The sequence below is a fragment of the Rhizobium album genome (assembly GCF_003122325.1).
GTDB lineage: Bacteria > Pseudomonadota > Alphaproteobacteria > Rhizobiales > Rhizobiaceae > Metarhizobium > Metarhizobium album.
Map to the genome: position 1 here is coordinate 138,467 of NZ_QFBC01000009.1, position 21,878 is coordinate 160,344.

The following is a 21,878-nucleotide window of genomic DNA, read 5'->3' on the forward strand; positions in this document are numbered from 1 at the left end:
CATGTTCGAATTCCTGGAACTGGAAGAAACTGTCGGCAAATTCTGGCACCGCCTTGTCGGCTCGACGTCGAGCATGCCGCGTTATCCCGATGCGGCGGTGACCTTCGATGCGGTGAAGCCGATCCTCGCCACCTGCTTTCGCGGTTTTGGTGGCGAGGCGACGGCGCAGCTGGGGCCGGCCCATGCGCGCACGAGTTCGCATCGGCTGCGGCTGCGCCAGCTCGTCGGCCTTGGCGAGGAGAAGATGGCGCTTGCGGCGCGGGATAGCGGCGCGGTGATGCTGCCGCCGGTCATCGATTTTTTCCCCGCGAGCGAGTTGAACCGCAGCCTCTACATCTGGCTCGCCGCCTACATGGCCCAGATGCATTTCCCGCTGCCTGGACCACCTGATCCGCTCAAGGCCGACCTTGCGGCGCTGGACGCGGCCAGGATGAATGCGCGCCGGGTCGTTTCGGCCTTTCCGGGGCTTGCAACCGCATACAAGGCCCTTTGCCGGGCACTGCTGGACGAACGCAGGCGCGGCCACCTGCCCGCGGTCGAACAGCTGGTCGAGAACCGGGTGATCGGCATCTTGCGGGCGGGTGCCGGCCTGCCGGACGATCTGCCGCCGGCGATCTTTCCGCGCCATGCGCCGGCAGGGTATCAACGCATGCTGGCCGTGCCGCTCTGGCCGAATTTCGAGCCGCGTGAAGAGGCGTCGACCGCGCTTTCCGACGAGGAGGAGCCCACGAAGGCGAACGGGGCTGTCGAGGCGCACGGTCACTTCCGCGCCGACCGCGAAACCTCGAAGGAAACCACGGAGCGCAGCCCCTTCATCCTCAACCGTTTCGAGAAAATCCTCGCCATGGTGGAGAAGGTCAATGTCGATCGGCCCACCGACGACAAGGACGATGCCGACAAGGATGCCGGTCGCGATCTCGACGACATCACGCTTGGCCGGCGGAAAGAGCGCCCGTCGTCGAAATTCCGTTTCGACCTCGACCTGCCGCCGGAGGCCGTCGATCCCGGTGCCATCGAGGCCGAGATTTCCTATCCGGAATGGAACTACCGCAAGGCGGACTACATGCCCTCCTACTGCCGGGTCGTGACGGCGACGGCTGGTGCCGATGCCACCGAACCCAAAACCTCGGAGGAGATGAAGGCACTGGTTCGCAAGGTCCGGAGGCAGTTCGAAATCCTGCGGCCGAAGAACGAAACACTCAAATCGCAGCTGGACGGCGCCGAACTGGATCTCGATGCCGTGGTGCGCATGCGCACCGATCTTGCCGCCGGCGGCGAGGGAACGGATCGCATTCACCTGCTGTCGCGACCGCAGGGGCACGATCTCGCCGTCACCATTTTGGCCGACGTCTCGCTGTCCACCGATGCCTGGTTCGACAATCGCCGTGTGCTCGATGTGGAAAAGGAAGCGCTGACCGTTCTGGCGCACGGCCTTTCGGCCTGCAGCACCAACCATTCCATCCTCACCTTCACCTCCCGCCGCCGCTCATGGGTGCGCATGGAAACGGTGAAAGCGTTCGGCGAAGCATTTAGTACGGATGTCGAGCGGCGGATCGCGGCGTTGAAGCCAGGTTATTATACCCGGATCGGCGCCGCCATCCGCCACGCTTCGGCGGAGCTCGCCAGGCAAGCCAATCGCCGCCGGCTGCTGCTCATCCTGACAGATGGAAAGCCGAACGACATCGATCATTACGAGGGTCGGTTTGCCCTGGAGGATTCGCGCAAGGCGGTGGCGGAGGCGCGACGGCAGGGGACGTCCGTCTTCGCCGTGACCGTGGACAAGGATGCGCGCAGCTACCTGCCGTCGATGTTCGGCCGCAACGGTTTTGCGATCGTCGGCGACATCGGCAAGCTGCCCCAGGCATTGCCGGCGATCTATCGGGGATTGACACGCTGAACGGGGAAACGGCGTGCCGCGCAGGGCTCGAAGGCGGAGGACCTTCGAGCCCTGTTTGCATTTCGGCACGTGGGCGGTTCAGGCCGCCTTGCTGAAGGTTCGCTGGCTGTCGGCGAGATAGCTGTCGAAGGTGGCGGCGACGGTGCGAACGAGGAAACGATAGGCGCCGTCGAGGCGGATCGTTCCATCCGCGAACGAAATCAATCCATCCGACGCCATGTCCCGCAGGCCGGGATTGGTTGCGAGCAGGAAATCGGCCGGGAACCCGTGCGCGGCCGAGATCGCCGGAATGTCGGCGCCGAAATCGCACATCAGCCGCTCGATGACATCGGCACGCAGCCTGTCTTCGCGCGTCAGGCTGTAGCCCTTGGCGGTCGGCAGTTCTCCCGAGGAGACCTTGCGGGCATAGAGGCCGGGCGGCACCTCGTTCTGCACGTAGCCGTTTGCCAGCCGCCCGATCGCCGACGCGCCGAAGCCGAGCAGCGCGTCGCAATTGTCGGTGGTGTATCCTTGGAAATTCCGTCTCAGGCGGCCGTTATCGGCGGCGATGGCCAGTTCTTCGTCGGGTAGCGCAAAGTGATCGAGGCCGATGCGGCGATAACCGGCGCAGACGAGGTCAGCGGCGATCGCTTCCGCCTGGTCGTGACGCGCCTGGGCATCGGGCAGGGCCTTTTCGTCGATGAGGCGCTGATGTTTCTTGAAGCTCGGAATATGGGCATATCCGAAGACCGCGAATCGGTCCGGCCGCATGGCGACCGCCGCCCGCACCGTCTCGCGGCACGAGGCTACCGTCTGGTGCGGCAGGCCGTAGATCAGGTCGAAATTGATGCTTTCGATGCCGTTGCGGCGCAGTGCCCCGACGGTTCCGGCCGTGGTTTCCTCCGACTGGATGCGGTTGATCGCCTTCTGGACGACGGGATCGAAGCTCTGCACCCCGAGGCTTGCCCGCGTCACGCCGCCTTCGCCGAGCGCTGCCGCCATTTCGGGATCGAGGGTGCGCGGATCGATTTCCACGGAGATGTTCGCGTGCCGGTGAACGCTGTAGCGCCGCCGCAGCAGGCGCATGAGGCCTGAAAACTCCTCCGGCCGGATGATCGTCGGCGTGCCGCCGCCGAAATGGATCTCGCGCACGTCGAGGGCGCCATCGGCGTGTGTGGAAACCATTTCGATTTCCCGTTGCAGCACGTCGAGATAATCGAGGATCGGCTGGTCCTTTTCCGTGATGGTGGTGTGACAGCCGCAATACCAGCACATGGAACGACAGAACGGGATGTGCAGGTAGAGCGAGGTGGTGCCGGAGCCGATTCCGTGGATCCAGCCGGCATAGTCGGGTGCCGTTATGCCGTTGGAAAATTTCGGCGCAGTCGGGTAGCTGGTATATCGCGGCAGCCGCGCATCGCCATATTTTGCAATGATGTCGTCGGTCATCGGGTATCCTCTCTGATCCATGACCGACCTTCTAGACCGTCCTTGCGCTTCCCTCTTTGCCTTTGCTCAACTTGAGGATTGATAATGCCGGAAGTTTGTTCCGGAGCAATGTCGGACGCCCGGATTGCTTCTAGGCTTGCCGATACGGACCATGCCGTTCGTGCCCAATTCCAAGCTTTGGAGCCGTCATGACAAACACTATTCCCGAAATCGACGTGCGGGTGATCCCGCCTGCACAACGCCATCCCTCCATCTTCGGCATGCTTGCGACGTTGACGCCGGGGGCGGCGATGCATGTGACCAGCGATCACGATCCACGGCCGTTGCATTACCAGATTTCCAGCCGATTCCCGGATGAATTCGACTGGGAATATCTGCAGCAAGGCCCCGAGGTCTGGAAAGTGCAGATCACCCGGGCCGAGAGCAGCGGCTGCGAGTGTTGCTGCGGCCACTAGGGCGTTTCCCGTGAACAGGGGTTCACAGCAAATGCCTCATCCTCTTGTTTTTACCGCATTGTCCGGCGCCGAAGCGATGCCGCTGCGGCTGGAAATGCTTTAAGGAGGCGATCATGCCCGGTGCTCCCATCTCGCGTTGGACGATGTCGTATTTCGCCGTCTCCCTTGTCTGCCTCCTGTCGGGACTGGCGGCGATGGGTTCGGGATTCGGCTTTCCCTCGGGGGATGTGGGCGCGCCGGATACGCTCGTCGTCGTCCATCTGCTGGCGATCGGCTGGCTGGGTCTGCTGTTTTGCGGCGCTTTGCTGCAATTCGTTCCCGTGCTCGCCGCCGCCAGGCCGCGCTTCGCATCCGTGGCGGCGCCCGCCCTCGTCATGCTGGTCTTCGGTCTTTCGGCTTTGCTGGCCGGTTTTCTGTCGCTCGGCGGCAGGGCGGGGTTCGACCTGGCGATCATGCCGGTTGGGGCCGCCTTGCTGGTATCCGCCTTCATCGCCCTTGCCGTTTCTTATGCCGCGACGATTCTGTCCCGGCCCGAAATCGATCTTTCCGGAAAGCTCGTCCTGGTCGGTCTCGTCTCCCTCCTCGTCACCATCGCTCTCGGCGCGACATTCACCGGCGTCTTGAGCGGCATGCTGAGCACGGAATGGAGCGCGGAACTGCTGCTGAGGGGCTTGCCGGTCCACGCGTTTTCCGGTGTCGCCGGCTGGATGAGCATCACGGCGGTCGGCGTCAGCTATCGGCTGTTTTCCATGTTCATGCTGGCGCCGGAAAGCGGTTTTTCGACACGGCGCCTGATCGCCGGCCTTGTTGCCGCGCTTGCGATGCTTTGGGTGAGCCCCTTCGCCGCATTGGCCTATCCGGGCGCGGATGTGGCGGTGGAGTGGATCGCGGTCGCACTTTTCGCCGGGGCGCTGTTCGTTTATCTCTCGGACGTCTTCAGGATGGTCCGGTCGCGGCGACGCAAGACGCTTGAGCTCAATACGCTCGCCGGCGTCGGCTCCCTCGTTTACCTGCTTGCCGCGGTCGTCATGGTCGCAATGCATCAGCTTTTTCCCGACACACTCGCCTTCGGCCCCGCCGCGATCTATGCGCTGGCCATGGGCTGGCTGTCCGGGCTCGGGCTCGCACAGCTCTACAAGATCGTGCCGTTCGTGACCTGGCTGGAAGCTTACGGGCCGGTGATGGGGCGTGCCGCCGTGCCGCGCGTTCAGGATCTGGTCCGGGAAAGCCGCGGCCGCTCCTGGTTCATCCTCTACCATGCCGGCGTTCTGCTGGGCGTTGCCGGGCTGCTCTGCGGCGCGGAGCTCGCCTTCCACCTTGCAGCCTGGGTGGAATTTGCCGCGGTGGCCGGGCTGGCCGTCGAACTTTTTCACGCGCGGCGTCTGGGCTATGCTCCCGCCGACATCCGGCTTCCCAAGGGAGCCGTACGCCCGCATCTTCTCTTTGCCAATCAGATCTAACGGAGTGAGCCGATGGGCTTTGAATACAAGGAACTGGATGTGCGTCCCCTGCTGCAGGCGGGCGTGGAACCCTTTGTCGAGATCATGACCGCCGTGGACGGTCTGGGACCGGGGCAAGGCCTGCGTTTGCTGGCTCCCTTCAAGCCGCAGCCGCTCTTTTCGGTGATGGAGCGCAAGGGATATCTCTACGAATTGTCGGAACTGGAGGGAGGCGATTTTGAAGTGCGCTTCTTCCCGAAGAAACCCGAGGTTCTCGCCTCGGAAAATGCCGATGACGCCGACAACTGGCCGGATCCGATGGTGGAACTGGATCTGACCGATCTCGATCCGCCGCAGCCGATGGTGAAGATCCTGCAGGCACTCGAATCGATGCCGGAGGGGACTGTGCTCTTTGCGGTTCTCAGCCGCGAGCCGGTTTTCCTGTTTCCCGAACTGGTGAAACGCGGCCATCAATGGGTCGGCAATTTCGACAAGGCGGGAACGGCGTTCCGTCTGATGATCCGGCGCGGAGGCGCGAAGCCGTGACCTCCGCAACGCTTGTCTCCGACCGGATCGCCGCCGCGCTTTCGGACGTCATCGATCCGGAGATCGGTCGCAACGTCGTCGATATCGGCCTGATCTATTCTGCCGAGCTGATCGCGGAGGATCATCTCCTCATCCGCATGACGACGACGACGCGCGGCTGCCCGGCGACCGGCTTCCTCGTCGATGCCGTGCGCGAGCGTGCGGCATCGGAGGGCCTGGCGCAGACCGTCGATGTCGAACTCACCTATGATCCGCCGTGGTCGCCGGATATGATGCGCTCCTGAAAACCGCAACCGGCCGCAGATGTCGGCCGGCACCGGGGTGTTTCCCTGAAACGCGCCGCCAACGGTCCGCCATCGCCGTGATGGGCGGATATGCAGACTGTCCCCGCAGGACATTTCCATGGCGGAGCGGTGCCTGCCTTCACAATCACAATCACAATCGACACGACAATGACGGTGCCCCCGCCACGCTTTACTCCGTGGCGGGGGCACCTGACGTTGTGCTCTATCCTCTTGTTTTTGCCGCCTTGTCCGGCGCCGAAGCGGTTTCGCTTCGGCTGGAAATGTTCCTGTTGTCACTTGCCGATCGGCTGGCGACGTTTCTTGACCAGCATCGGCCCGTATTCGCAAAGATAGAGGCCGAAGGCGGACAGCCAGGTCAATCCCGCGATGGCATGGAGAAGGTTCGTCTGGTCGGGGAAGACCGAAGTGAGCGGGCGTACCAGCGCGCAGGCGACGATGGCGGCATAGGACAGGATCGTCATCGGCGAGGCGTGCAGTTCACGGCCGGTGTGGCCGCGGGTGGCACGCGTCATCACGGCCAGCATCATCGTCGCCACCGTTCCGATCGTCAGGACGTGCGTCGCGGCCGTTCCGTCCATCAGGCCCCCTGCCGACGCGGCCATCGCCAGGAAGCCGAGGGGAACGAACAGATAGGCGATGTGCAGGATGAAAACGATCGGCTCGGCGAACGTCGCCCATCCGCGCCAGCGATAGAGCCGGGCCGCCTGCAATATGGCTGCCGCGCCTGCGGCAAGGCTTGTCAGCGGCGTCTCCGGGCCGAATGCCCAGGCCAGCAGCGCGGCGACCGAAACGGCGATGGTTGCGGTGTCGAACCGGTTGAAAGGGGTCGGGAACCGTGTCGTATCCTGTTTTGCCAGCCAGTTGCGTGTGAAGCTCGGCAGGATGCGGCCGCCGACGATGATCACCAGCCCGATATAGGCTGCGATGGCGAATCGAGGGCTGAAATCGGGGGCGCCCTTGAGAATGGTCTCGGCGTGAAAGCAGATATTCGCCGCCGCCAGCACGCCGAGTCCGGCCACCACTTTGAGGTCCTTCCATTTTTTCCCCGCCACGATTTCCCGCACGCAGATGAACAGCAGCGTCGGCAGGAAAATCGAATCGATGGCCGCCGCGAGGATGTTTCCCGTCAGGTGCGGCCCGAGCATGGCGAGGCGGCCGATAACCCAGAGCGAGAAAAGCAGGATGAGCGGCCGGCCGGAGACAGGAAGCCTTCCCGTCCAGTTGGGAACGGCGGTCAGCAGGAAGCCCGCCAGCACGGCGCTGGCGAAGCCGAAGAGCATTTCATGCTGGTGCCATGCGTGGGCGCCATATCCCTCGGCAAGATCGAGGCGCCCCGTCAGGGCGAGAATCCAGAGGCACATCGCGGTGCAGGCCCAGACCGCCGCCCCGAGGAAAAAAGGTCTAAATCCGTAGGAAAACAGTATTGGTCCGGTGGTGGAAAGTCCGCGCGGAACGGCTCCGCGTCGAGGCGAAGCGATCTGATCTGCATTACCCATGTCTTGTCTCCATTCTATGGAAAGACAATAGAAGGAGGAAAGCTGCCCCCTCTTTGCGGAATGTCAAAAAGAATGCGAACTTTACTTTGTCGATGTTGTTCCAGCACAAAGAGAGTTTTCCGGCTCGGGAATATTTTCTGAATGAAAGAACGAAGAACACTCGTTCTCAACCAGGAGAAGTCCGATGAGCAGCCAATTTTCGATGACGAGACGCTCGATTCTTGCTGGGGCCGCCTTTGCGGGAGTTATGACCCCGCTTGTGGTTGCTTCGGCGGCAGGCGCAAACGAAGAGCCCATTCTCGTCAAGGCGACGACAACAGACATCGAAGGCCTCGAACGCGTCAAGCTCGAGCTGGTCAACCCTCCCTTCGTCCACAAGCACACCCAGAAGGCGGAAGGCGGTCCGAAGATCTACGAAGTTACGCTCAACATCGAGGAGAAGAAGATCGTCGTCGACGACGCCGGCACGGAGGTCCACGCCATGACCTTCAACGGAACGGTTCCCGGTCCGATGATCGTCGTGCACCAGGGCGACTATGTGGAAGTGACGCTGGTCAATCCCGAGACCAACGAGTTGCAGCACAACATCGACTTCCATGCGGCCACCGGTGCGCTTGGGGGCGGCGCGCTGACGGTGGTCAACCCGGGTGAGAAAGCGGTGATGCGCTTCAAGGCCACCAAGGCCGGCGTCTTCGTCTATCATTGCGCACCTCCCGGCATGGTGCCTTGGCACGTCACTTCGGGCATGAACGGCGCCATTACCGTGTTGCCCCGTGACGGCCTGAAGGACCATCAAGGCAAGGACCTCGTCTACGACCGCGTCTATTACGTCGGCGAACAGGATTTCTACGTGCCGCGTGATGCCGACGGAAACTACAAGAAATACGAGAGCCATGGCGACGCCTATGCCGATGTCCTCGAGGTGATGAAGACACTGACGCCGAGCCACATCGTCTTCAACGGCGCAGTCGGCGCCTTGACCGGCGCCAATGCACTCAAGGCCAAGGTCGGCGAAAAGGTGCTGATCCTGCATTCGCAGGCGAACCGGGATACCCGCCCGCACCTCATCGGCGGCCACGGCGACTACGTCTGGGCGACCGGCAAATTCGCCAACCCGCCGGACCTCGACCAGGAGACCTGGTTCATCCCGGGCGGCGCGGCAGGAGCGGCTTTCTACACCTTCCACCAGCCGGGCATCTACGCCTATGTCAACCATAACCTGATCGAAGCCTTCGAGAAGGGCGCGGCGGCACATTTCAAGGTCGAAGGCGAATGGAACAACGACCTGATGACGGCGATCATGACCCCGAACAATCATTGATCGCCAATACAGTCCGCGCCGCTTTGCGGCGCGGACACCCTCACAAGCATGCCATATAAAGCGGGGATATCCCCATGGCTGAACATGCAAAAAAACACGGCGTATCGCTTCTCTCGATTGCAATCCCGTTTGCGACCGTCATCGGATTTTCAGCAGGAATTGCCGGCCAGCTCGGCTATCTTGAAAGGACGGCAACTACCACGTCGGCTGAGCTGGCGCAAACCGTAACGGTTCCCGCCAACAGCTTCGCCTACCGGGCCGATGGCGAATTCTACAAGAACGGCTTCGCGGTGGATGGGCCGATGATCGAAAAAACCGTCTCGGCCGGGCTCACCATCATGAAATATCAGGTCAGCGAAGCCGAATACGGACGATGCGTCGAAGACGGAGCGTGCGGGGCAATCCCGCCGGCCCATGTTCACGGCAGTGCCTTTCCGGCAACCGGCGTCAGTTATGACGATGCGACGGCCTATGCGCGCTGGTTCAGCAAGAAGACCGGCGAGGCATGGGGTCTCCCCACTCACGAACAGATCGCTTTTGCGGCAGGCAGCAAGTTCCCCGACGACGCACTCGGCGTCGATCCGGATAGCCGCAACCCCGCCCTGCGGTGGCTGGCGGACTATGAGCGCGAAGTGCGCCGGAAGGCGGAGGGCGATCCGGAGCCGAAGGTCCGGGGACATTTCGGCGAAAACGAATACGGACTGGCCGATTTCGGCGGCAATGTCTGGGAATGGACCACGACATGCCACCGCCGGGTCGACCTGGCCGGGGCGGCGCCGGCAAAAACCAGTTCCATTTGCGGAATTTATGTAACCGTCGGCCAGCACAATTCGCCGATGAGTTCTTTCGTCCGCGACCCGAAGACGGGGGGATGTGCGGTCGGAACCCCGCCCGCCAATCTCGGCTTCCGGCTGGTCCGGGACGATCGCTGGTATGCAAGCGTCGTCATGCGGTTGCGCGACCGCGGCATAATCTCCCAGTGGCTTGCCGCTGAGACCACAGTTGGTAAACTGTCGGCCGAGCGATAGGTTTTTACTGGAGGTTGGAGTTTCCGTTGAAGATAGACAAGAGCGTCGTCAAGTCCTTCTCCATGTTCGAGAAAATGCCGGACTCCGATGTGGAGGTCCTCGTGGGGCAGGCCGTGGCCAAGCGCATCGGCCCCGGCGAAGCCTTTTTCGAACAGGGGGCTGCGGCGACGCATTTTTTCCTGCTGATCAACGGTCGTCTCAAGGTCACGCAGGTCACCGCCGACGGCCAGCAGATCATCGTCCGGGTCGTCCATCCGGGCGATCTCTTCGGCTTTGCCAAGGCGTTGCGCCGTACCGATTATCCGGGCACGGCGCTGGCGGTGATCGAAAGCCTGGCGCTGTGCTGGCCGACCGAACTCTGGCCGCAATTCATCGATCGCAGCCCCTATCTCGCCGTCAGCGCGCTGAACACGATCGGCCAGCGCCTGGAAGAGGCGCATACGCGGATCCGTGAAATCTCGACCGAGGAGGTCGAGCGCCGGGTCGCCCATACGGTGCTCCGGCTGACCCGGCAGGCGGGCAGGACGGAGGAGGCCGGCGTCCGCATCGATTTTCCCATCACCCGGCAGGACATCGCCGAGATGACGGGCACGACGCTGCACACCGTTTCCCGCATCCTCAGCGCCTGGGAATCCAAGGGCCTGGTCGAAGGGGGACGGCAGAAATTGCTGGTGCGGGATATCGCCGGCCTGCAGGCCCTGGCCGACAGCAGCGACCGCTAGGCATGTCGCGCAACAGTGCGGAGCGGTTTTGCGAAAACGACAGACGGAACCAAGAAACTGAAGCGTGAGAGCGGTTCTGAAAGATCGCAACGCGCTTGTCTTATGACTATCCCGGCTTCTCGAGTTCTCGTCGCAGGCAGATGCAGCCGGACGGTGCCGGCGCATCAAATAGCAGATTCGGCACAGCTTGCCCCCTGCGCGATCCGAAGACGATTGCATCCAACCTGTTGAAAAATAAGAAGTCAGGCGAATTTTGCATGAGGTCCTGCCCAAATTGAATTGGTCAGGCTCATCGGGTCATTCCTATGATCCGCCGCAAATCGGGAGCAATTCAACAGGGTTGCCCCGAAACCAGAATTTGGGGCAGGCAAGAGGAAGAGATGGGCAGGATCGTCTACGTCCACGGTCAATTCATAGCGGAGGAGGAGGCCAGGATCGGGCTTTTCGATCGCGGTTTCCTGTTCGGCGATGCCGTTTACGAGGTGACGGCGGTCATCAACGGCCGGATGATCGACAACGACCTGCACCTTGCCCGCCTCCAGCGCTCGGTGAACGAACTCGCCATTCCGCTGCCTTTGCCGCTGGAGGAGATTGCCGCGGTGCAGGCGGAACTGATGGCCCGCAACGACCTGAGAGACGGGACGATCTACCTGCATGTCTCGCGCGGCGAGGCGGATCGTGATTTCTTCTATTCGGAGGCATTGGCGCCGCGCCTCGTCGGCTTCACGCAGGCGAAAACCCTGACCGGCACGCGGGCGCAGCAGAACGGTATTTCGGTCGATCTGGCCGACGATCCGCGCTGGCAGCGGCGGGACATCAAGACCGCCATGCTGCTCGGGCAGGTCATGGCGAAACAGACGGCGCGCAGCCGCGGCTTCGACGACGTCTGGATGGTCGAGGCGGGGCTGGTGACGGAGGGTGCCTCCGCCACGGCGCACCTGATCACCGCCGATGGACGCATTCTCACCCGCGCCGCCTCCCGGACGACCCTGCCGGGCTGTACGCAGCGTGCGCTCGCCCGGCTCTGCGAAACGGAGGGGTTGCAGATCGAGGAGCGCGCCTTTACCCCCGAGGAAGCGCAGGACGCGGCGGAAGCGTTCCAGACCTCGGCCTCCAGCCTGGTCATGCCGGTGGTGAAGATCGGCGGCCGGACGGTCGGCGACGGCAAGCCCGGCCCGATGACGCGGCGGCTGCAGGCCCTGTATCTGGAAGCGGCCGGCGTTCCGTCCTGAGCAAGGCGGCAAATGTTGGGGGGCGTGGCAATGAAGACGGCGCGTGAACTGGGATTGATGCCGGAAAGCCGGCTGGCTGTGGGGCCGGATAACGGCATTACCGACGTGCCGGGCGTGGCGGTCGGGCACCGATCCCTGCGTGGCGAGGGAATTTTTACCGGTGTCACGGCGATCTTGCCGCATCCGGGCGACCTCTTCCGCCTCAAACCGCGTGCGGCCGTCGAGGTGATCAACGGTTTCGGCAAATCGGCGGGGCTGATGCAGGTGGCCGAGCTGGGCACCATTGAAACGCCGATCCTGCTCACCAACACGTTCGGGGTTGCCGCCTGCACGGAAGCGCTGATCCGCCGGGCGATTGCCGCCAATCCGGCGATCGGGCGAAAGACGTCGACCGTCAATCCGCTGGTCTGCGAATGCAACGACGGCAGCATCAACGACATCCAGGCGCTGGCGGTGACGCCCGGCGATGCCATGGCGGCGCTGGATGAGGCCCGGGCCGGGCCGGTCGAGCAGGGCGCCGTCGGCGCCGGTTCTGGAATGACGGCCTTCGGTTTCAAGGCAGGCATCGGCACCGCGTCGCGCCGCCTGCGAATCGGCAAACGCGATTTTATGCTCGGCACCCTGGTGCTTGCCAATTTCGGCGCGGCGGGCGACCTCGTCCTGCCGGACGGCCGGCGGCCGGACCCGCGCGTACCGGCCAGCCCCGAACGTGGCTCCGTCATCGTCATTACGGCGACGGACCTGCCGCTCGGCGACCGGCAATTGCAGCGCGTCGCGCGGCGCGGCGGGGCTGGACTGGCGCGGCTCGGCGCCTTCTGGGGCCATGGCAGCGGCGATATCGTCCTCTGCTTCACGACGGCCGATCCGGTGGAGCACGATCCCGCAAAGGCTTTTTCCACGCAGGAACGGCTTGCCGACGACCATATCGACATCGCCTTCCGTGCCGCCGCCGAAACCACGCAGGAGGCGGTTTTGAACGCGCTCTGCATGGCGCCTGCCACCCCGGCGCGCAACGGCCGCCTCTATCCCGCCCTTGCCGACTGGCTGAAGGAGAACCCAAGCCCATGAAAGTCTTCATTTCTGCCGATATCGAAGGCACCGCCGGCATCGCCCATTGGGACGAGGCCGAGCGTACCCACCCCGACTGGGCCGAATTTCGCGCCCTGATGACGGCGGAGGTGGTTGCCGCCTGCGAGGGTGCCCGCGCCGCCGGTGCGACCGAAGTCGTGGTCAAGGATGCCCATGACAGCGGCCGCAACCTGATCCTCGACCGCCTGCCCGATTATGTCCGCATCGTACGCGGCTGGTCAGGGCATCCCGACGCCATGATGTTCGGCCTCGATGCCGGTTTTGCGGCGGCGGTCTATACGGGCTATCATTCCAAGGCCGGCAGCGAAGACAATCCGCTTGCCCATACCTCGAACATGCGGATCTCGCGGCTGCTCCTCAACGGCGAGGTGGCGTCGGAATTCACCGTCAACGCGCTCTGCGCCGCCGGTTACGGCGTGCCCTCGGTCTTCCTTTCCGGTGATGCCGGCATCTGTTCGGAAGCGCGGACGATGGTTCCGGGCTTGAAGGCGGTCGAAACGCTCGAGGGCAAGGGCCGCGCCGCGACCTCGATTTCTCCCGCATGGTCGCGCCGGCTGATCCGCGAGGGCGTGGCGGAGGCGCTGTCGGGCGATTTCACCCAGGCATTGCAGGCGCTCGCCGAGCGCTACGAGGTGGTGATCGAGTTCAACAATCCGACCGATGCCTACCGCGCCGGCTGGTATCCCGGCGCCCGCCCGCATGGCCTGCGCGCCGTCGCCTTCGATCATGCGGATTTTGCCGAGATTTTGCGCGCGCTGGTCTTCCTGAAGGCCTGATCAGGCCGGTTCGCGCTCGATCAGCTGCTTTGCCGTCCGCCACAGGTCTTCGACCTTGCGGTTGCGGCTGGCGGCGTGCCGGTACAGGCGGATTTCGAGGTCCAGGTTCCAGCCGTCGTCGGCGGATGCGGGCACGAGGCGGCCGGTGTCGATCTCGTCACGTGCCAGGCTTTCCGGCAACCAGCAGACGCCGGCGCCCGTCATCGCCATGTTCATAAGCCCGGCGCTGATGGTGTTTTCATGCGTCGTGCGGCGGCGGAAAGGCGGGCGGCGGAGGTGGAGGCGCGACAGGGCGACGCCGAAGAAGGAATTGAAGCCGTAGCTCAGATAAGGAATGGCAAGTCGCGGCTGCGCCACCGCACGGTCGAGAATATGCAGGCCCGGCTGGTTGCCGCCGGCCATCGACACGCTGGCGGCGACGAGCGGCACCAGCCGGTCATGCGCGACCGTCAGCGACAGGAACTGCCGGCGATCGAGATGGAACGGCACTTCCGGATGGGTATAGGTCAGAAAGAAATCCGCCTCGTCGCCCACCAACGCGTCGAGGTTCGCCTCGATGCCGCCGCGGTCCGGCATCAAGGACGTGCTGAAGCCGCCGCCCGCTTTCTCCAGCGCTTTCAGCCAGCGCGGAAAGAAGGTCACCGTCAGCGTGTGCAGGGCGGCAAAACGAACGAGGCCCGGTTCGTGGGACGGCCTCAGCGCCTCGCGGGCAGCATAGCAGGTGCGAATTGCCTCCTGTGCGACGGGCAGGAAATTCCGGCCGGCCGGGGTCAGTTCTGCCGGCATGGTGGCGCGGCTGATCAGCGTCGCGCCGAGCCAGTTTTCCAGCTGTTTGATCCGCCGGCTGAAGGCTGGCTGCGTGACATTGCGCATTTCCGCCGCACGCGAAAAACTCGACGTGTCGGCAAGCGTGACGAAATCCTCCAGCCATTTGATCTCCATGCCGGGCTCCCCTCCCATTCACTCCGCGCGGAGAATCGATCATAAGTCATTCAATCGAAATAGGTATGCCAATTTGGCATGGGCTTTTGCAAAAAGCGAATTGGCCAAGCCTGCCGCAATCCTTAACGTGGCGGCAGGAGGAACGGGACGCCGGTTCGGCCGTCCCGACAGGGGAGTGGTGAATGTCCGTTGTTATCGAAGCCGATCTTGTCCTGCACAATGGCCGCATCTGGTGCGGCCGGGGCGAGACCGTCAGCGAAGCCCTTGCCGTATGGCAGGGCAAGGTTCTTGCCACCGGCAGCAGTGCCGACATGCTCAGCCTCAAGGGGCCGCGGACGGAGGTCATCGACCTCGAGGGCCGCTTTGCCAGCCCGGGCCTGATAGACAACCACCTGCATCTGATCTCGACCGGCATCACCATGGGCTGGGTCGATGCGACGCCGGCGGCTGCGCCGACGCTCGCCGCCCTGACGGCAAGACTTGCCGAGCGTGCCGCAGAGACGCCGAGGGGCGGCTGGGTGCGCGCGCGCGGCTACGACCAGGTCAAGCTCGATGTCGGCCGGCATCCGACGCGCGAGGAACTCGATCGCGCCGTGCCCGACCATCCGGTGCTTTTGACACGCGCCTGCGGCCATGTGGCAATCGCCAATTCGATGGCGCTGAAACTTGCCGGTGTCACCGAGGCGACGCCGGTGCCGGACGGCGGCGTGATCGGCCTCACGGACGGACGTCTCAACGGTTTCCTCGCCGAAAACGCCATGAACCTCATCAAGGCGGCGATGCCCGAGGTGACGACGGAAGAGCTGATCGACGGCATCGAGCGGGGAGGGCGCTACCTGCTCTCGCTGGGCATCACCAGCTGCATGGATGCAGCGGTGGGTCATGTCTCCGGATTTGCGGAAATCCAGGCCTATGAGATGGCCAAGGTTTCCGGCCGGCTGCCGGTGCGCGTCTGGCTGACGCTGCTCGGCGATCCCGGTGTTTCGATCGTCGAGGACTGCTGGCGCGCCGGCCTGGTTTCCGGAGCGGGTGACGATATGCTGCGCGTCGGCGCGGTGAAAATCTTCCTCGACGGTTCGGCGGGCGGGCGCACCGCCTGGATGACAAAACCCTATCTGGGCGAGCCGGACAATATCGGCGTACAGATGCTGCCGGACGAGGTGGTCGAAACGATCGTCAAATCCTGCCATGACCGCGGTTACCAGATGGCCTGCCACGCGATCGGCGACGGTGCGATCGAGCAGCTGGTCACGGCCTACGAAAAGGCGCTGGCGGTCAACCCCGATCCCGACCGCCGCCACCGCATCGAGCATTGCGGGTTCTCGACGGCAGAACAGGATGCGCGCATGAAAGCGGCCGGCATCCTGCCGGCGCCGCAGATGGCCTTCATCCACGATTTCGGCGACAGCTACATTTCCGTGCTCGGGGAGGAGCGCGGCAAGTCGTCCTACCAGATCGGCACATGGATGCGCATGGGCCTGAAGCCCTCGACCGGTTCGGATTCGCCGGTCTGCTCGCCCGATCCCTTCCCGAACCTCTCCGCGATGATCACGCGCAAGACCGGCAAGGGCACCGTCATGGATGCGTCCGAACGGTTGAGCCCGGAAGAGGCGTTGCAGGCCTACACCGAATTCGGCGCCTGGTCGCAGAAGGCCGAAGCGGTGAAGGGCAAGCTGGTGCCGGGCCAATGGGCCGATATCGCCGTCTTCGACAACGATCTGCTGACGGCGGAGCCAGAAACCATCCTGTCGGGCACACGCTGCCTGCTGACCCTGCTTGCAGGCCGCGTCGTGCATGATGCGCGCTGACGGTCTGCCGGACTGAACAATCGAAACGATGCCGAAAACGGCACGGGAGGGAAACGACATGCTCAAAAGACTGACACTGGCCGCAATGCTCAGCCTCGGCGTGGCTACCGGGGCGCTGGCCGCCGGCGAGCGCCATGGGGGAACGCTCGTCTTCACCGCACCGTACGGTTCGAGCTTCGCGACGCTCGACGTACAGGCCAGCCCGAATACGCAGGAAGAATTCATCACCCAGGCGATCCATCGGGCGCTCTACAGCTGGGATTCGATCCAGAACAAGCCGGTGCTGGAACTGGCTGATTCCGAGGATGTTTCCGCGGACGGTACGGTCCACACCTATCACCTGCGCAAGAACGCCGTGTTCCACAACGGCAAGCCGCTGACATCAGACGACTTCATCTACAGCTACAAGCGCATCGCCAACCCGAAGAATGCCTTCCCGGGCGCCAGCTTCATCGCCAACATCAAGGGCGCCGCCGACTATATCGCCGGTACGGCAGACGAGATTTCCGGCCTGAAGAAGATCGACGACAACACGCTGGAGATCACCTATACCGGCCCGATCAATCCCGGCTTTCCGCTGATGCAGAACACGACGGTGATCTATCCGTCGAATATCGCGGATGAAACGAGCTTCGCCAAGAACCCCGTCGGCCTCGGCGCCTTCGTCTTCAAGGAACATGTGCCGGGCTCGCAGGTCGTCGTCGAGAAATTCGACAAATATTACGAGGAGGGCAAGCCCTATCTCGACCGCATCAACATCGTGCTGATGGCGGAAGATGCCGCCCGTGACGTTGCCTTCCGCAACAAGGAAATCGACGTATCGATCCTCGGCCCGACGCAGTACCAGGCCTATCAGAGCGAAGACGCGCTGAAGGGCCAGTTGCTGGAAGTCGCCGAAGTTTACACCCGCAACATCGGCTTCAACCCGGCCTACGAACCCTTCAAGGACAAGCGGGTGCGCCAGGCGATCAACCACGCCATCAACGCGCCGCTGATCATCGAACGCCTCGTCAAGAACAAAGCCTATCCGGCCTCCGGCTGGCTGCCGATCTCCTCGCCGGCCTTCGACAAGGACAAGCCGGCCTATGCCTTCGATCCGGAAAAGGCCAAGGCGCTGCTGGCGGAAGCCGGTTATGCCGACGGTTTCGAATTCGAGGTGACGGCGAGCCCGAACGAGAGCTGGGGCGTGCCGATCGTCGAGGCGATCCTGCCGATGCTGAAGAAGGTCGGCATCACCGTAAAGCCGAAGCCGGTGGAAAGCTCGGCACTCGGCGAAGCCGTGACCACCAACAACTTCCAGGCCTTCATCTGGTCGAACCTGTCCGGTCCCGATCCGCTGAACGCGCTGCGCTGCTATTATTCCAAGACGCAGCAATCGGCCTGCAACTATACGAGCTATGCAAGCGCCGACTTCGACAAGCTGTATGAAGCCGCCCAGCAGGAACGCGACTCTGCCAAGCAGACCGACCTGCTGCGCCAGGCCAACAACATCGTGCAGGACGACGCGCCGGTCTGGTTCTTCAACTACAACAAGGCGGTCATGGCCTACCAGCCGTGGATCCACGGCCTCGTTCCGAATGCGAACGAACTGGCGGTCCAGCCCTATGACGAAATCTGGATCGACGAAAACGCGCCGGACGCGCGCAAGTAAAGCCTTGAGGGGTTCGGGGGCGGCGTCAAAGCTGCCCCCGCATCGATTGTCGCGCCCGTCCGGGCGGCCAAAACGGAACCGCTCATGCTTCGTTTCACCCTGCGCCGCATCCTGCAGATCATTCCGACCGTCATCGTGGTGGCGCTGCTGATCTTCGTCATCTTCTCCGTCGTTCCCGGCACCTTCGCCGCCAGCCTTTTCGCCGATGGCAAGCGCGCCGCCGACCCGCAGATGATCGCCCGCCTCAACGAGGAGTTCGGGCTCAACAAGCCGCTGATGGAACGCTTCGTGACCTATGTCACCGATCTGGCGCAATTCGATCTCGGCACCAGTTTCCGCACCCGCCAGCCGGTGATCGACCTGATCAACGACCGCATGTGGGCCTCGCTGCAGCTCGCCATCGCCGCCATGGTCTTCGCCCTCGTCGTCGGCGTGCCGCTCGGCTTCCTGGCAGCACTCCGGCCGGGTTCGATCCTCGACACCGTGACGATGATCGGCGCTGTCTCGGGCCTCTCCATGCCGCAGTTCTGGCTCGGCCTGCTGATGATGTATCTGTTTGCGCTGCAGCTGAACTGGCTGCCGAGCTTCGGTTATGGCGACGGCTCGTTCCAGAACCTCATCCTGCCCGCCGCCACCCTCGGCGTCACGCCGCTGGCGCTTTTGGCGCGCACGACGCGGGCGGGCGTGCTCGACGTGCTCAACGCCGATTTCATCCGCACCGCCCACTCCAAGGGCATGAGCGAAACGAAGGTGGTGCGCTGGCATGTGGCGCGCAATGCGCTGGTGCTGATCGTCACCACCGTCGGCCTGCAGTTCGGTTCGCTGATCGGCCAGGCCGTCGTCATCGAAAAACTGTTCGCCTGGCCGGGCATCGGCTCCCTGCTGGTCGATAGCGTGGCGATCCGCGACATTCCCGTGGTGCAGGGCACGATCCTCGTCATCGTGCTGTGGTTCCTGGTCATCAACACGGCCGTCGATCTGATCTATGCCGCGATCGATCCGCGCATCAAGCAGGAGTGACGGGAATGCGCCTCGGCTTCAATTTCTGGCTTGGTGCGAGCCTGACGGCGCTGGTGATCCTTGCCGGCGCCCTCGCGCCCTGGATCGCGCCTTTCGATCCGGTTCTCGATGCGGACCTGATGAGTTCCGAGTTGCCGCCCGACGCCACCTTCTGGTTCGGCACGGATGCGCAGGGCCGCGACGTCTATACCCGTATTCTTTACGGCGCGCAGATCTCGCTGACGGTCGGCATCGTCTCGCAGGTGATCAATTCGATCATCGGCATCACGCTCGGCATGACCGCCGGCTATTGGGGCGGCTGGTGGGACGACCTGGTGAACGGCCTGACCAACGTCATGCTCGCCATCCCCTCGCTGATCTTCGCGCTCGCCGTCATGGCGGTGCTCGGACCCGGCCTGCCGTCGCTTTTGGTGGCGCTCGGCCTGACCAACTGGAGCTGGACGTGCCGCATCGCCCGTTCCTCGACGCTCTCGTTGAAATCGCAAGGTTATGTGCAGGCGGCGCAGACGCTCGGCTACGGCGACCTGCGCATCATGTTCACGCAGATCCTGCCGAACATGATGGGGCCGATCCTGGTGATGGCGACGCTCGGTATGGGGTCGGCGGTGCTTTCGGAGGCGGCGCTCTCCTTCCTCGGCCTCGGCATCCAGCCGCCGTTCCCGAGCTGGGGCTCGATGCTGACGGATGCACGCCAGCTCATCCAGTTGGCGCCCTGGGTGGCGATCTTCCCGGGCCTTGCCATCTTCCTCTCCGTGCTCGGCTTCAACCTTCTCGGCGACGGCCTGCGCGACAGCCTCGACCCGCATATGAGGACGCGCAAGCCATGACCGCGCCGCTTCTCGATATCAGGGACCTTCGCCTTGGCGTTTCGCTTGGCCGTTCCGCCCAGCATCCGTTGCTGAAAAACGTCTCCTTCCAGATCATGCCGGGGGAAGCCTATGGTCTCGTCGGCGAATCCGGCTCTGGCAAATCGGTGACGTCGCTTGCCGTCATGGGGCTCTTGAAGAAGCCGCTTGCGGTCTCCGGCGGCGAGATCCTGTTCAAGGGCAAGAACCTGCTCGCCTTGCCGAAGCGCGAGATGCGCCGCCTGCGCGGCAACCGCATCGCCATGATCTTCCAGGAACCGATGACGGCGCTCAACCCGCTGTCGACGGTCGGCCGGCAGATCGCCGAAATGTTCGTGCTGCACCAGGGCAAAAGCTGGGGCGAGGCCCACACGCTCGCCGTCGAGGCTTTGGGCAACGTGCGCGTGCCCAATCCCGACCGGCGGGCGAAGAACTATCCGCACCAGATGTCCGGCGGCCTGCGCCAGCGGGTGATGATCGCCATGGCGCTCGCCTGCAATCCCGACCTTCTGATCGCCGATGAGCCGACCACGGCGCTCGACGTCACGGTGCAGGCGGAAGTGCTGCGGCTGATCAAGGAGCTGTGTGCCGCGCGCGGCACGGCGGTGTTGTTCATCAGCCACGATCTCGGCGTCATCGCCAGCATCTGCCAGCGCGTCGGCGTCATGTATGCCGGCTGCCTCGTCGAGGAGAACGAGACGCGGGCGCTGTTCGAAAATCCGCGGCACGACTATACCCGCGGCCTGCTCGGCGCCCTGCCGCGCCTCGGCAGCCGCAGCGAGCACGGTCGCCAGCGCCTCGTCGACATCGACAGCATCATCGCCGACCGCTCGAAACTGACCGAGACGCGTTTCATCACCCCGCGCGACGCGCAAGGGAGCCAGCCATGACCGCGCCCCTGTTGCAGGTGGACGACCTCCACGTCCGGTTCCCGATTTCGGGCGGCGGCCTGCTCGGTGCCGGGCGGCGCATGCTGCATGCCGTCAACGGCGTCAGCTTTTCGCTGGCCAAAGGCGAATGCCTGTCGATCGTCGGCGAATCCGGCTGCGGCAAGTCGACGACGGCGCTCTCCATCCTCGGCTTGCAGGAGCCGACGGCGGGGACGATCCGCTATCGCGGCCAGCCGTTGACCGGCCCCGGAGCTCCAAGCCGCATGCAGCGTGCCAAGGCGGTGCAGATGGTCTTCCAGGACCCCTATGCATCGCTGAACCCGCGTCAGTCCGTCCGCACGTCGCTTGCCGCGCCGCTAAGGCTGCACGGCATTACAGCAGCCTCCGAAATCGAGGGCCGCATCGAGGCGATCATGAAGAATGTCGGCCTGACGCCCGAGCAGGCGCGGCGTTATCCGCACGAATTTTCCGGCGGCCAGCGCCAGCGCATCGGCATCGCCCGGGCGCTGATCCTCGAGCCGGAAATCGTCGTGCTCGATGAGCCGGTCTCCGCCCTCGACGTCTCGATCCGCGCCCAGATCATCAACCTGCTGCTCGACCTGCAGGAAAAGCTCGGGCTTTCCTATCTCATGATCAGCCACGACCTCAGCGTCGTCGAACATATGAGCGACCGGGTGCTGGTGATGTATTTCGGCGAGGTGGTGGAAGAGGGCGGCTGGCGCGCGATTTTCGAAACACCGGCCCATCCCTATACGCGCCGGCTGATTGCCGCCATCCCCGATCCGGATGCTGCGCTCAGCCCGCATGCAAGGGAAGATCGTTTTGCAGACATCCCGTTGCTGGCCGGCCGCCGCTTCGTCGCCGACGGCAGCACGGCGCCGGATGTCTTCACGGCGCCTGCCCCCTCCGAGCTGGTGGAAGTCGCCGGGGATCATCGAGTCCGGCTGGCTTCGGTGTAACGGCCGGACACGTTCAGGCCGGGCTCAGA

Annotated in this window: 20 protein-coding genes; 17 read left to right on the forward strand and 3 right to left on the reverse strand. The window is 63.8% G+C overall.

Annotated features, from left to right (window positions below):
- Position 1: 1 nt before the first annotated feature.
- Positions 2-1,897, forward strand: a complete 1,896-nt coding sequence (locus DEM27_RS19415) for a nitric oxide reductase activation protein NorD (protein ID WP_109459905.1) — start codon at positions 2-4, stop codon at positions 1,895-1,897.
- Between the two features lie 78 nt (positions 1,898-1,975).
- On the opposite strand, the gene hemN is transcribed toward DEM27_RS19415, so the two are convergent.
- A complete protein-coding gene (gene hemN, locus DEM27_RS19420) occupies positions 1,976-3,325 on the reverse strand; it encodes an oxygen-independent coproporphyrinogen III oxidase (RefSeq protein ID WP_109459906.1) in 1,350 nt (449 codons plus the stop codon).
- Positions 3,326-3,513: 188 nt separating this feature from the next.
- Here hemN and DEM27_RS19425 point away from each other — a divergent pair, with 188 nt between their 5' ends.
- The 4 genes from DEM27_RS19425 (at position 3,514) to DEM27_RS19440 (ending at position 6,049) form a co-directional block, all read left to right on the forward strand.
- Positions 3,514-3,780 (forward strand): DUF2249 domain-containing protein, encoded by a 267-nt coding sequence (locus DEM27_RS19425; protein ID WP_109459907.1) that lies wholly within the window; start codon positions 3,514-3,516, stop codon positions 3,778-3,780.
- Between the two features lie 113 nt (positions 3,781-3,893).
- The gene (locus tag DEM27_RS19430; RefSeq protein ID WP_109459908.1) at positions 3,894-5,240 is read left to right on the forward strand and encodes a hypothetical protein; all 1,347 of its coding nucleotides are present in this window, start codon (positions 3,894-3,896) and stop codon (positions 5,238-5,240) included.
- Between the two features lie 12 nt (positions 5,241-5,252).
- Entirely contained in the window at positions 5,253-5,765 is a 513-nt protein-coding gene (locus tag DEM27_RS19435; protein WP_109459909.1) for a DUF2249 domain-containing protein, read from the forward strand.
- Entirely contained in the window at positions 5,762-6,049 is a 288-nt protein-coding gene (locus tag DEM27_RS19440; RefSeq protein WP_245445952.1) for a metal-sulfur cluster assembly factor, read from the forward strand. Before DEM27_RS19435 ends, DEM27_RS19440 begins: the two co-directional genes overlap by 4 nt.
- 293 nt (positions 6,050-6,342) lie before the next feature.
- Here the strand turns inward: DEM27_RS19440 and DEM27_RS19445 are convergent, their stop codons facing one another.
- Positions 6,343-7,566 carry an NnrS family protein gene (locus tag DEM27_RS19445; protein ID WP_109459911.1) on the reverse strand — a complete coding sequence of 408 codons (1,224 nt, stop codon included), beginning with the start codon at positions 7,564-7,566 and terminating at the stop codon, positions 6,343-6,345.
- A gap of 184 nt (positions 7,567-7,750) precedes the next feature.
- On the opposite strand from DEM27_RS19445, the gene nirK reads away from it, so the two are divergent.
- The 6 genes from nirK to DEM27_RS19475 all read left to right on the forward strand — a co-directional run bounded on the left by nirK (position 7,751) and on the right by DEM27_RS19475 (position 13,734).
- Complete coding sequence (nirK, locus tag DEM27_RS19450; protein ID WP_109459912.1) at positions 7,751-8,887, forward strand: copper-containing nitrite reductase; 1,137 nt, start codon at positions 7,751-7,753, stop codon at positions 8,885-8,887.
- A 74-nt stretch (positions 8,888-8,961) separates the two neighbouring features.
- A complete protein-coding gene (locus DEM27_RS19455; RefSeq protein WP_109459913.1) occupies positions 8,962-9,915 on the forward strand; it encodes an SUMF1/EgtB/PvdO family nonheme iron enzyme in 954 nt (317 codons plus the stop codon).
- A 26-nt stretch (positions 9,916-9,941) separates the two neighbouring features.
- Positions 9,942-10,637, forward strand: coding sequence for a Crp/Fnr family transcriptional regulator (locus DEM27_RS19460; protein WP_109459914.1), 696 nt, complete (start codon positions 9,942-9,944; stop codon positions 10,635-10,637).
- 380 nt (positions 10,638-11,017) lie between these two features.
- Positions 11,018-11,869: a D-amino-acid transaminase gene (locus tag DEM27_RS19465; RefSeq protein ID WP_109459915.1), complete on the forward strand. Its 852-nt coding sequence runs from the start codon at positions 11,018-11,020 to the stop codon at positions 11,867-11,869.
- Positions 11,870-11,899: 30 nt separating this feature from the next.
- Positions 11,900-12,937: a DmpA family aminopeptidase gene (locus tag DEM27_RS19470; RefSeq protein ID WP_109459916.1), complete on the forward strand. Its 1,038-nt coding sequence runs from the start codon at positions 11,900-11,902 to the stop codon at positions 12,935-12,937.
- Positions 12,934-13,734 carry a M55 family metallopeptidase gene (locus DEM27_RS19475; protein WP_109459917.1) on the forward strand — a complete coding sequence of 267 codons (801 nt, stop codon included), beginning with the start codon at positions 12,934-12,936 and terminating at the stop codon, positions 13,732-13,734. The genes DEM27_RS19470 and DEM27_RS19475 overlap by 4 nt, the downstream gene beginning before the upstream one ends.
- On the opposite strand, the gene DEM27_RS19480 is transcribed toward DEM27_RS19475, so the two are convergent.
- Entirely contained in the window at positions 13,735-14,676 is a 942-nt protein-coding gene (locus DEM27_RS19480; RefSeq protein ID WP_109459918.1) for a LysR family transcriptional regulator, read from the reverse strand.
- A 182-nt stretch (positions 14,677-14,858) separates the two neighbouring features.
- On the opposite strand from DEM27_RS19480, the gene DEM27_RS19485 reads away from it, so the two are divergent.
- From DEM27_RS19485 to DEM27_RS19510, 6 genes are all read left to right on the forward strand, one after another.
- Positions 14,859-16,484, forward strand: coding sequence for an amidohydrolase (locus DEM27_RS19485; protein ID WP_109459919.1), 1,626 nt, complete (start codon positions 14,859-14,861; stop codon positions 16,482-16,484).
- Positions 16,485-16,542: 58 nt separating this feature from the next.
- Positions 16,543-18,135 carry an ABC transporter substrate-binding protein gene (locus tag DEM27_RS19490; RefSeq protein ID WP_109459920.1) on the forward strand — a complete coding sequence of 531 codons (1,593 nt, stop codon included), beginning with the start codon at positions 16,543-16,545 and terminating at the stop codon, positions 18,133-18,135.
- A gap of 84 nt (positions 18,136-18,219) precedes the next feature.
- On the forward strand, positions 18,220-19,155 hold the full coding sequence (locus DEM27_RS19495) for an ABC transporter permease (protein ID WP_109459921.1): 936 nt from the start codon (positions 18,220-18,222) through the stop codon (positions 19,153-19,155).
- Positions 19,156-19,160: 5 nt separating this feature from the next.
- Entirely contained in the window at positions 19,161-19,982 is an 822-nt protein-coding gene (locus DEM27_RS19500) for an ABC transporter permease (RefSeq protein WP_109459922.1), read from the forward strand.
- The gene (locus tag DEM27_RS19505; RefSeq protein WP_109459923.1) at positions 19,979-20,890 is read left to right on the forward strand and encodes an ABC transporter ATP-binding protein; all 912 of its coding nucleotides are present in this window, start codon (positions 19,979-19,981) and stop codon (positions 20,888-20,890) included. Before DEM27_RS19500 ends, DEM27_RS19505 begins: the two co-directional genes overlap by 4 nt.
- The gene (locus DEM27_RS19510; RefSeq protein ID WP_109459924.1) at positions 20,887-21,849 is read left to right on the forward strand and encodes an ABC transporter ATP-binding protein; all 963 of its coding nucleotides are present in this window, start codon (positions 20,887-20,889) and stop codon (positions 21,847-21,849) included. The genes DEM27_RS19505 and DEM27_RS19510 overlap by 4 nt, the downstream gene beginning before the upstream one ends.
- Positions 21,850-21,878 lie beyond the last annotated feature (29 nt).

What these genes read in the sequence shown, in the direction of transcription:
- DEM27_RS19415 (WP_109459905.1), top strand. Translation starts at nt 2, where the DNA reads ATGTTCGAATTCCTGGAACTGGAAGAAACTGTCGGCAAATTCTGGCAC.
- hemN (WP_109459906.1), bottom strand. Translation starts at nt 3,325, where the DNA reads ATGACCGACGACATCATTGCAAAATATGGCGATGCGCGGCTGCCGCGA.
- DEM27_RS19425 (WP_109459907.1), top strand. Translation starts at nt 3,514, where the DNA reads ATGACAAACACTATTCCCGAAATCGACGTGCGGGTGATCCCGCCTGCA.
- DEM27_RS19430 (WP_109459908.1), top strand. Translation starts at nt 3,894, where the DNA reads ATGCCCGGTGCTCCCATCTCGCGTTGGACGATGTCGTATTTCGCCGTC.
- DEM27_RS19435 (WP_109459909.1), top strand. Translation starts at nt 5,253, where the DNA reads ATGGGCTTTGAATACAAGGAACTGGATGTGCGTCCCCTGCTGCAGGCG.
- DEM27_RS19445 (WP_109459911.1), bottom strand. Translation starts at nt 7,566, where the DNA reads ATGGGTAATGCAGATCAGATCGCTTCGCCTCGACGCGGAGCCGTTCCG.
- nirK (WP_109459912.1), top strand. Translation starts at nt 7,751, where the DNA reads ATGAGCAGCCAATTTTCGATGACGAGACGCTCGATTCTTGCTGGGGCC.
- DEM27_RS19455 (WP_109459913.1), top strand. Translation starts at nt 8,962, where the DNA reads ATGGCTGAACATGCAAAAAAACACGGCGTATCGCTTCTCTCGATTGCA.
- DEM27_RS19465 (WP_109459915.1), top strand. Translation starts at nt 11,018, where the DNA reads ATGGGCAGGATCGTCTACGTCCACGGTCAATTCATAGCGGAGGAGGAG.
- DEM27_RS19470 (WP_109459916.1), top strand. Translation starts at nt 11,900, where the DNA reads ATGAAGACGGCGCGTGAACTGGGATTGATGCCGGAAAGCCGGCTGGCT.
- DEM27_RS19475 (WP_109459917.1), top strand. Translation starts at nt 12,934, where the DNA reads ATGAAAGTCTTCATTTCTGCCGATATCGAAGGCACCGCCGGCATCGCC.
- DEM27_RS19480 (WP_109459918.1), bottom strand. Translation starts at nt 14,676, where the DNA reads ATGGAGATCAAATGGCTGGAGGATTTCGTCACGCTTGCCGACACGTCG.
- DEM27_RS19485 (WP_109459919.1), top strand. Translation starts at nt 14,859, where the DNA reads ATGTCCGTTGTTATCGAAGCCGATCTTGTCCTGCACAATGGCCGCATC.
- DEM27_RS19490 (WP_109459920.1), top strand. Translation starts at nt 16,543, where the DNA reads ATGCTCAAAAGACTGACACTGGCCGCAATGCTCAGCCTCGGCGTGGCT.
- DEM27_RS19495 (WP_109459921.1), top strand. Translation starts at nt 18,220, where the DNA reads ATGCTTCGTTTCACCCTGCGCCGCATCCTGCAGATCATTCCGACCGTC.
- DEM27_RS19500 (WP_109459922.1), top strand. Translation starts at nt 19,161, where the DNA reads ATGCGCCTCGGCTTCAATTTCTGGCTTGGTGCGAGCCTGACGGCGCTG.
- DEM27_RS19505 (WP_109459923.1), top strand. Translation starts at nt 19,979, where the DNA reads ATGACCGCGCCGCTTCTCGATATCAGGGACCTTCGCCTTGGCGTTTCG.
- DEM27_RS19510 (WP_109459924.1), top strand. Translation starts at nt 20,887, where the DNA reads ATGACCGCGCCCCTGTTGCAGGTGGACGACCTCCACGTCCGGTTCCCG.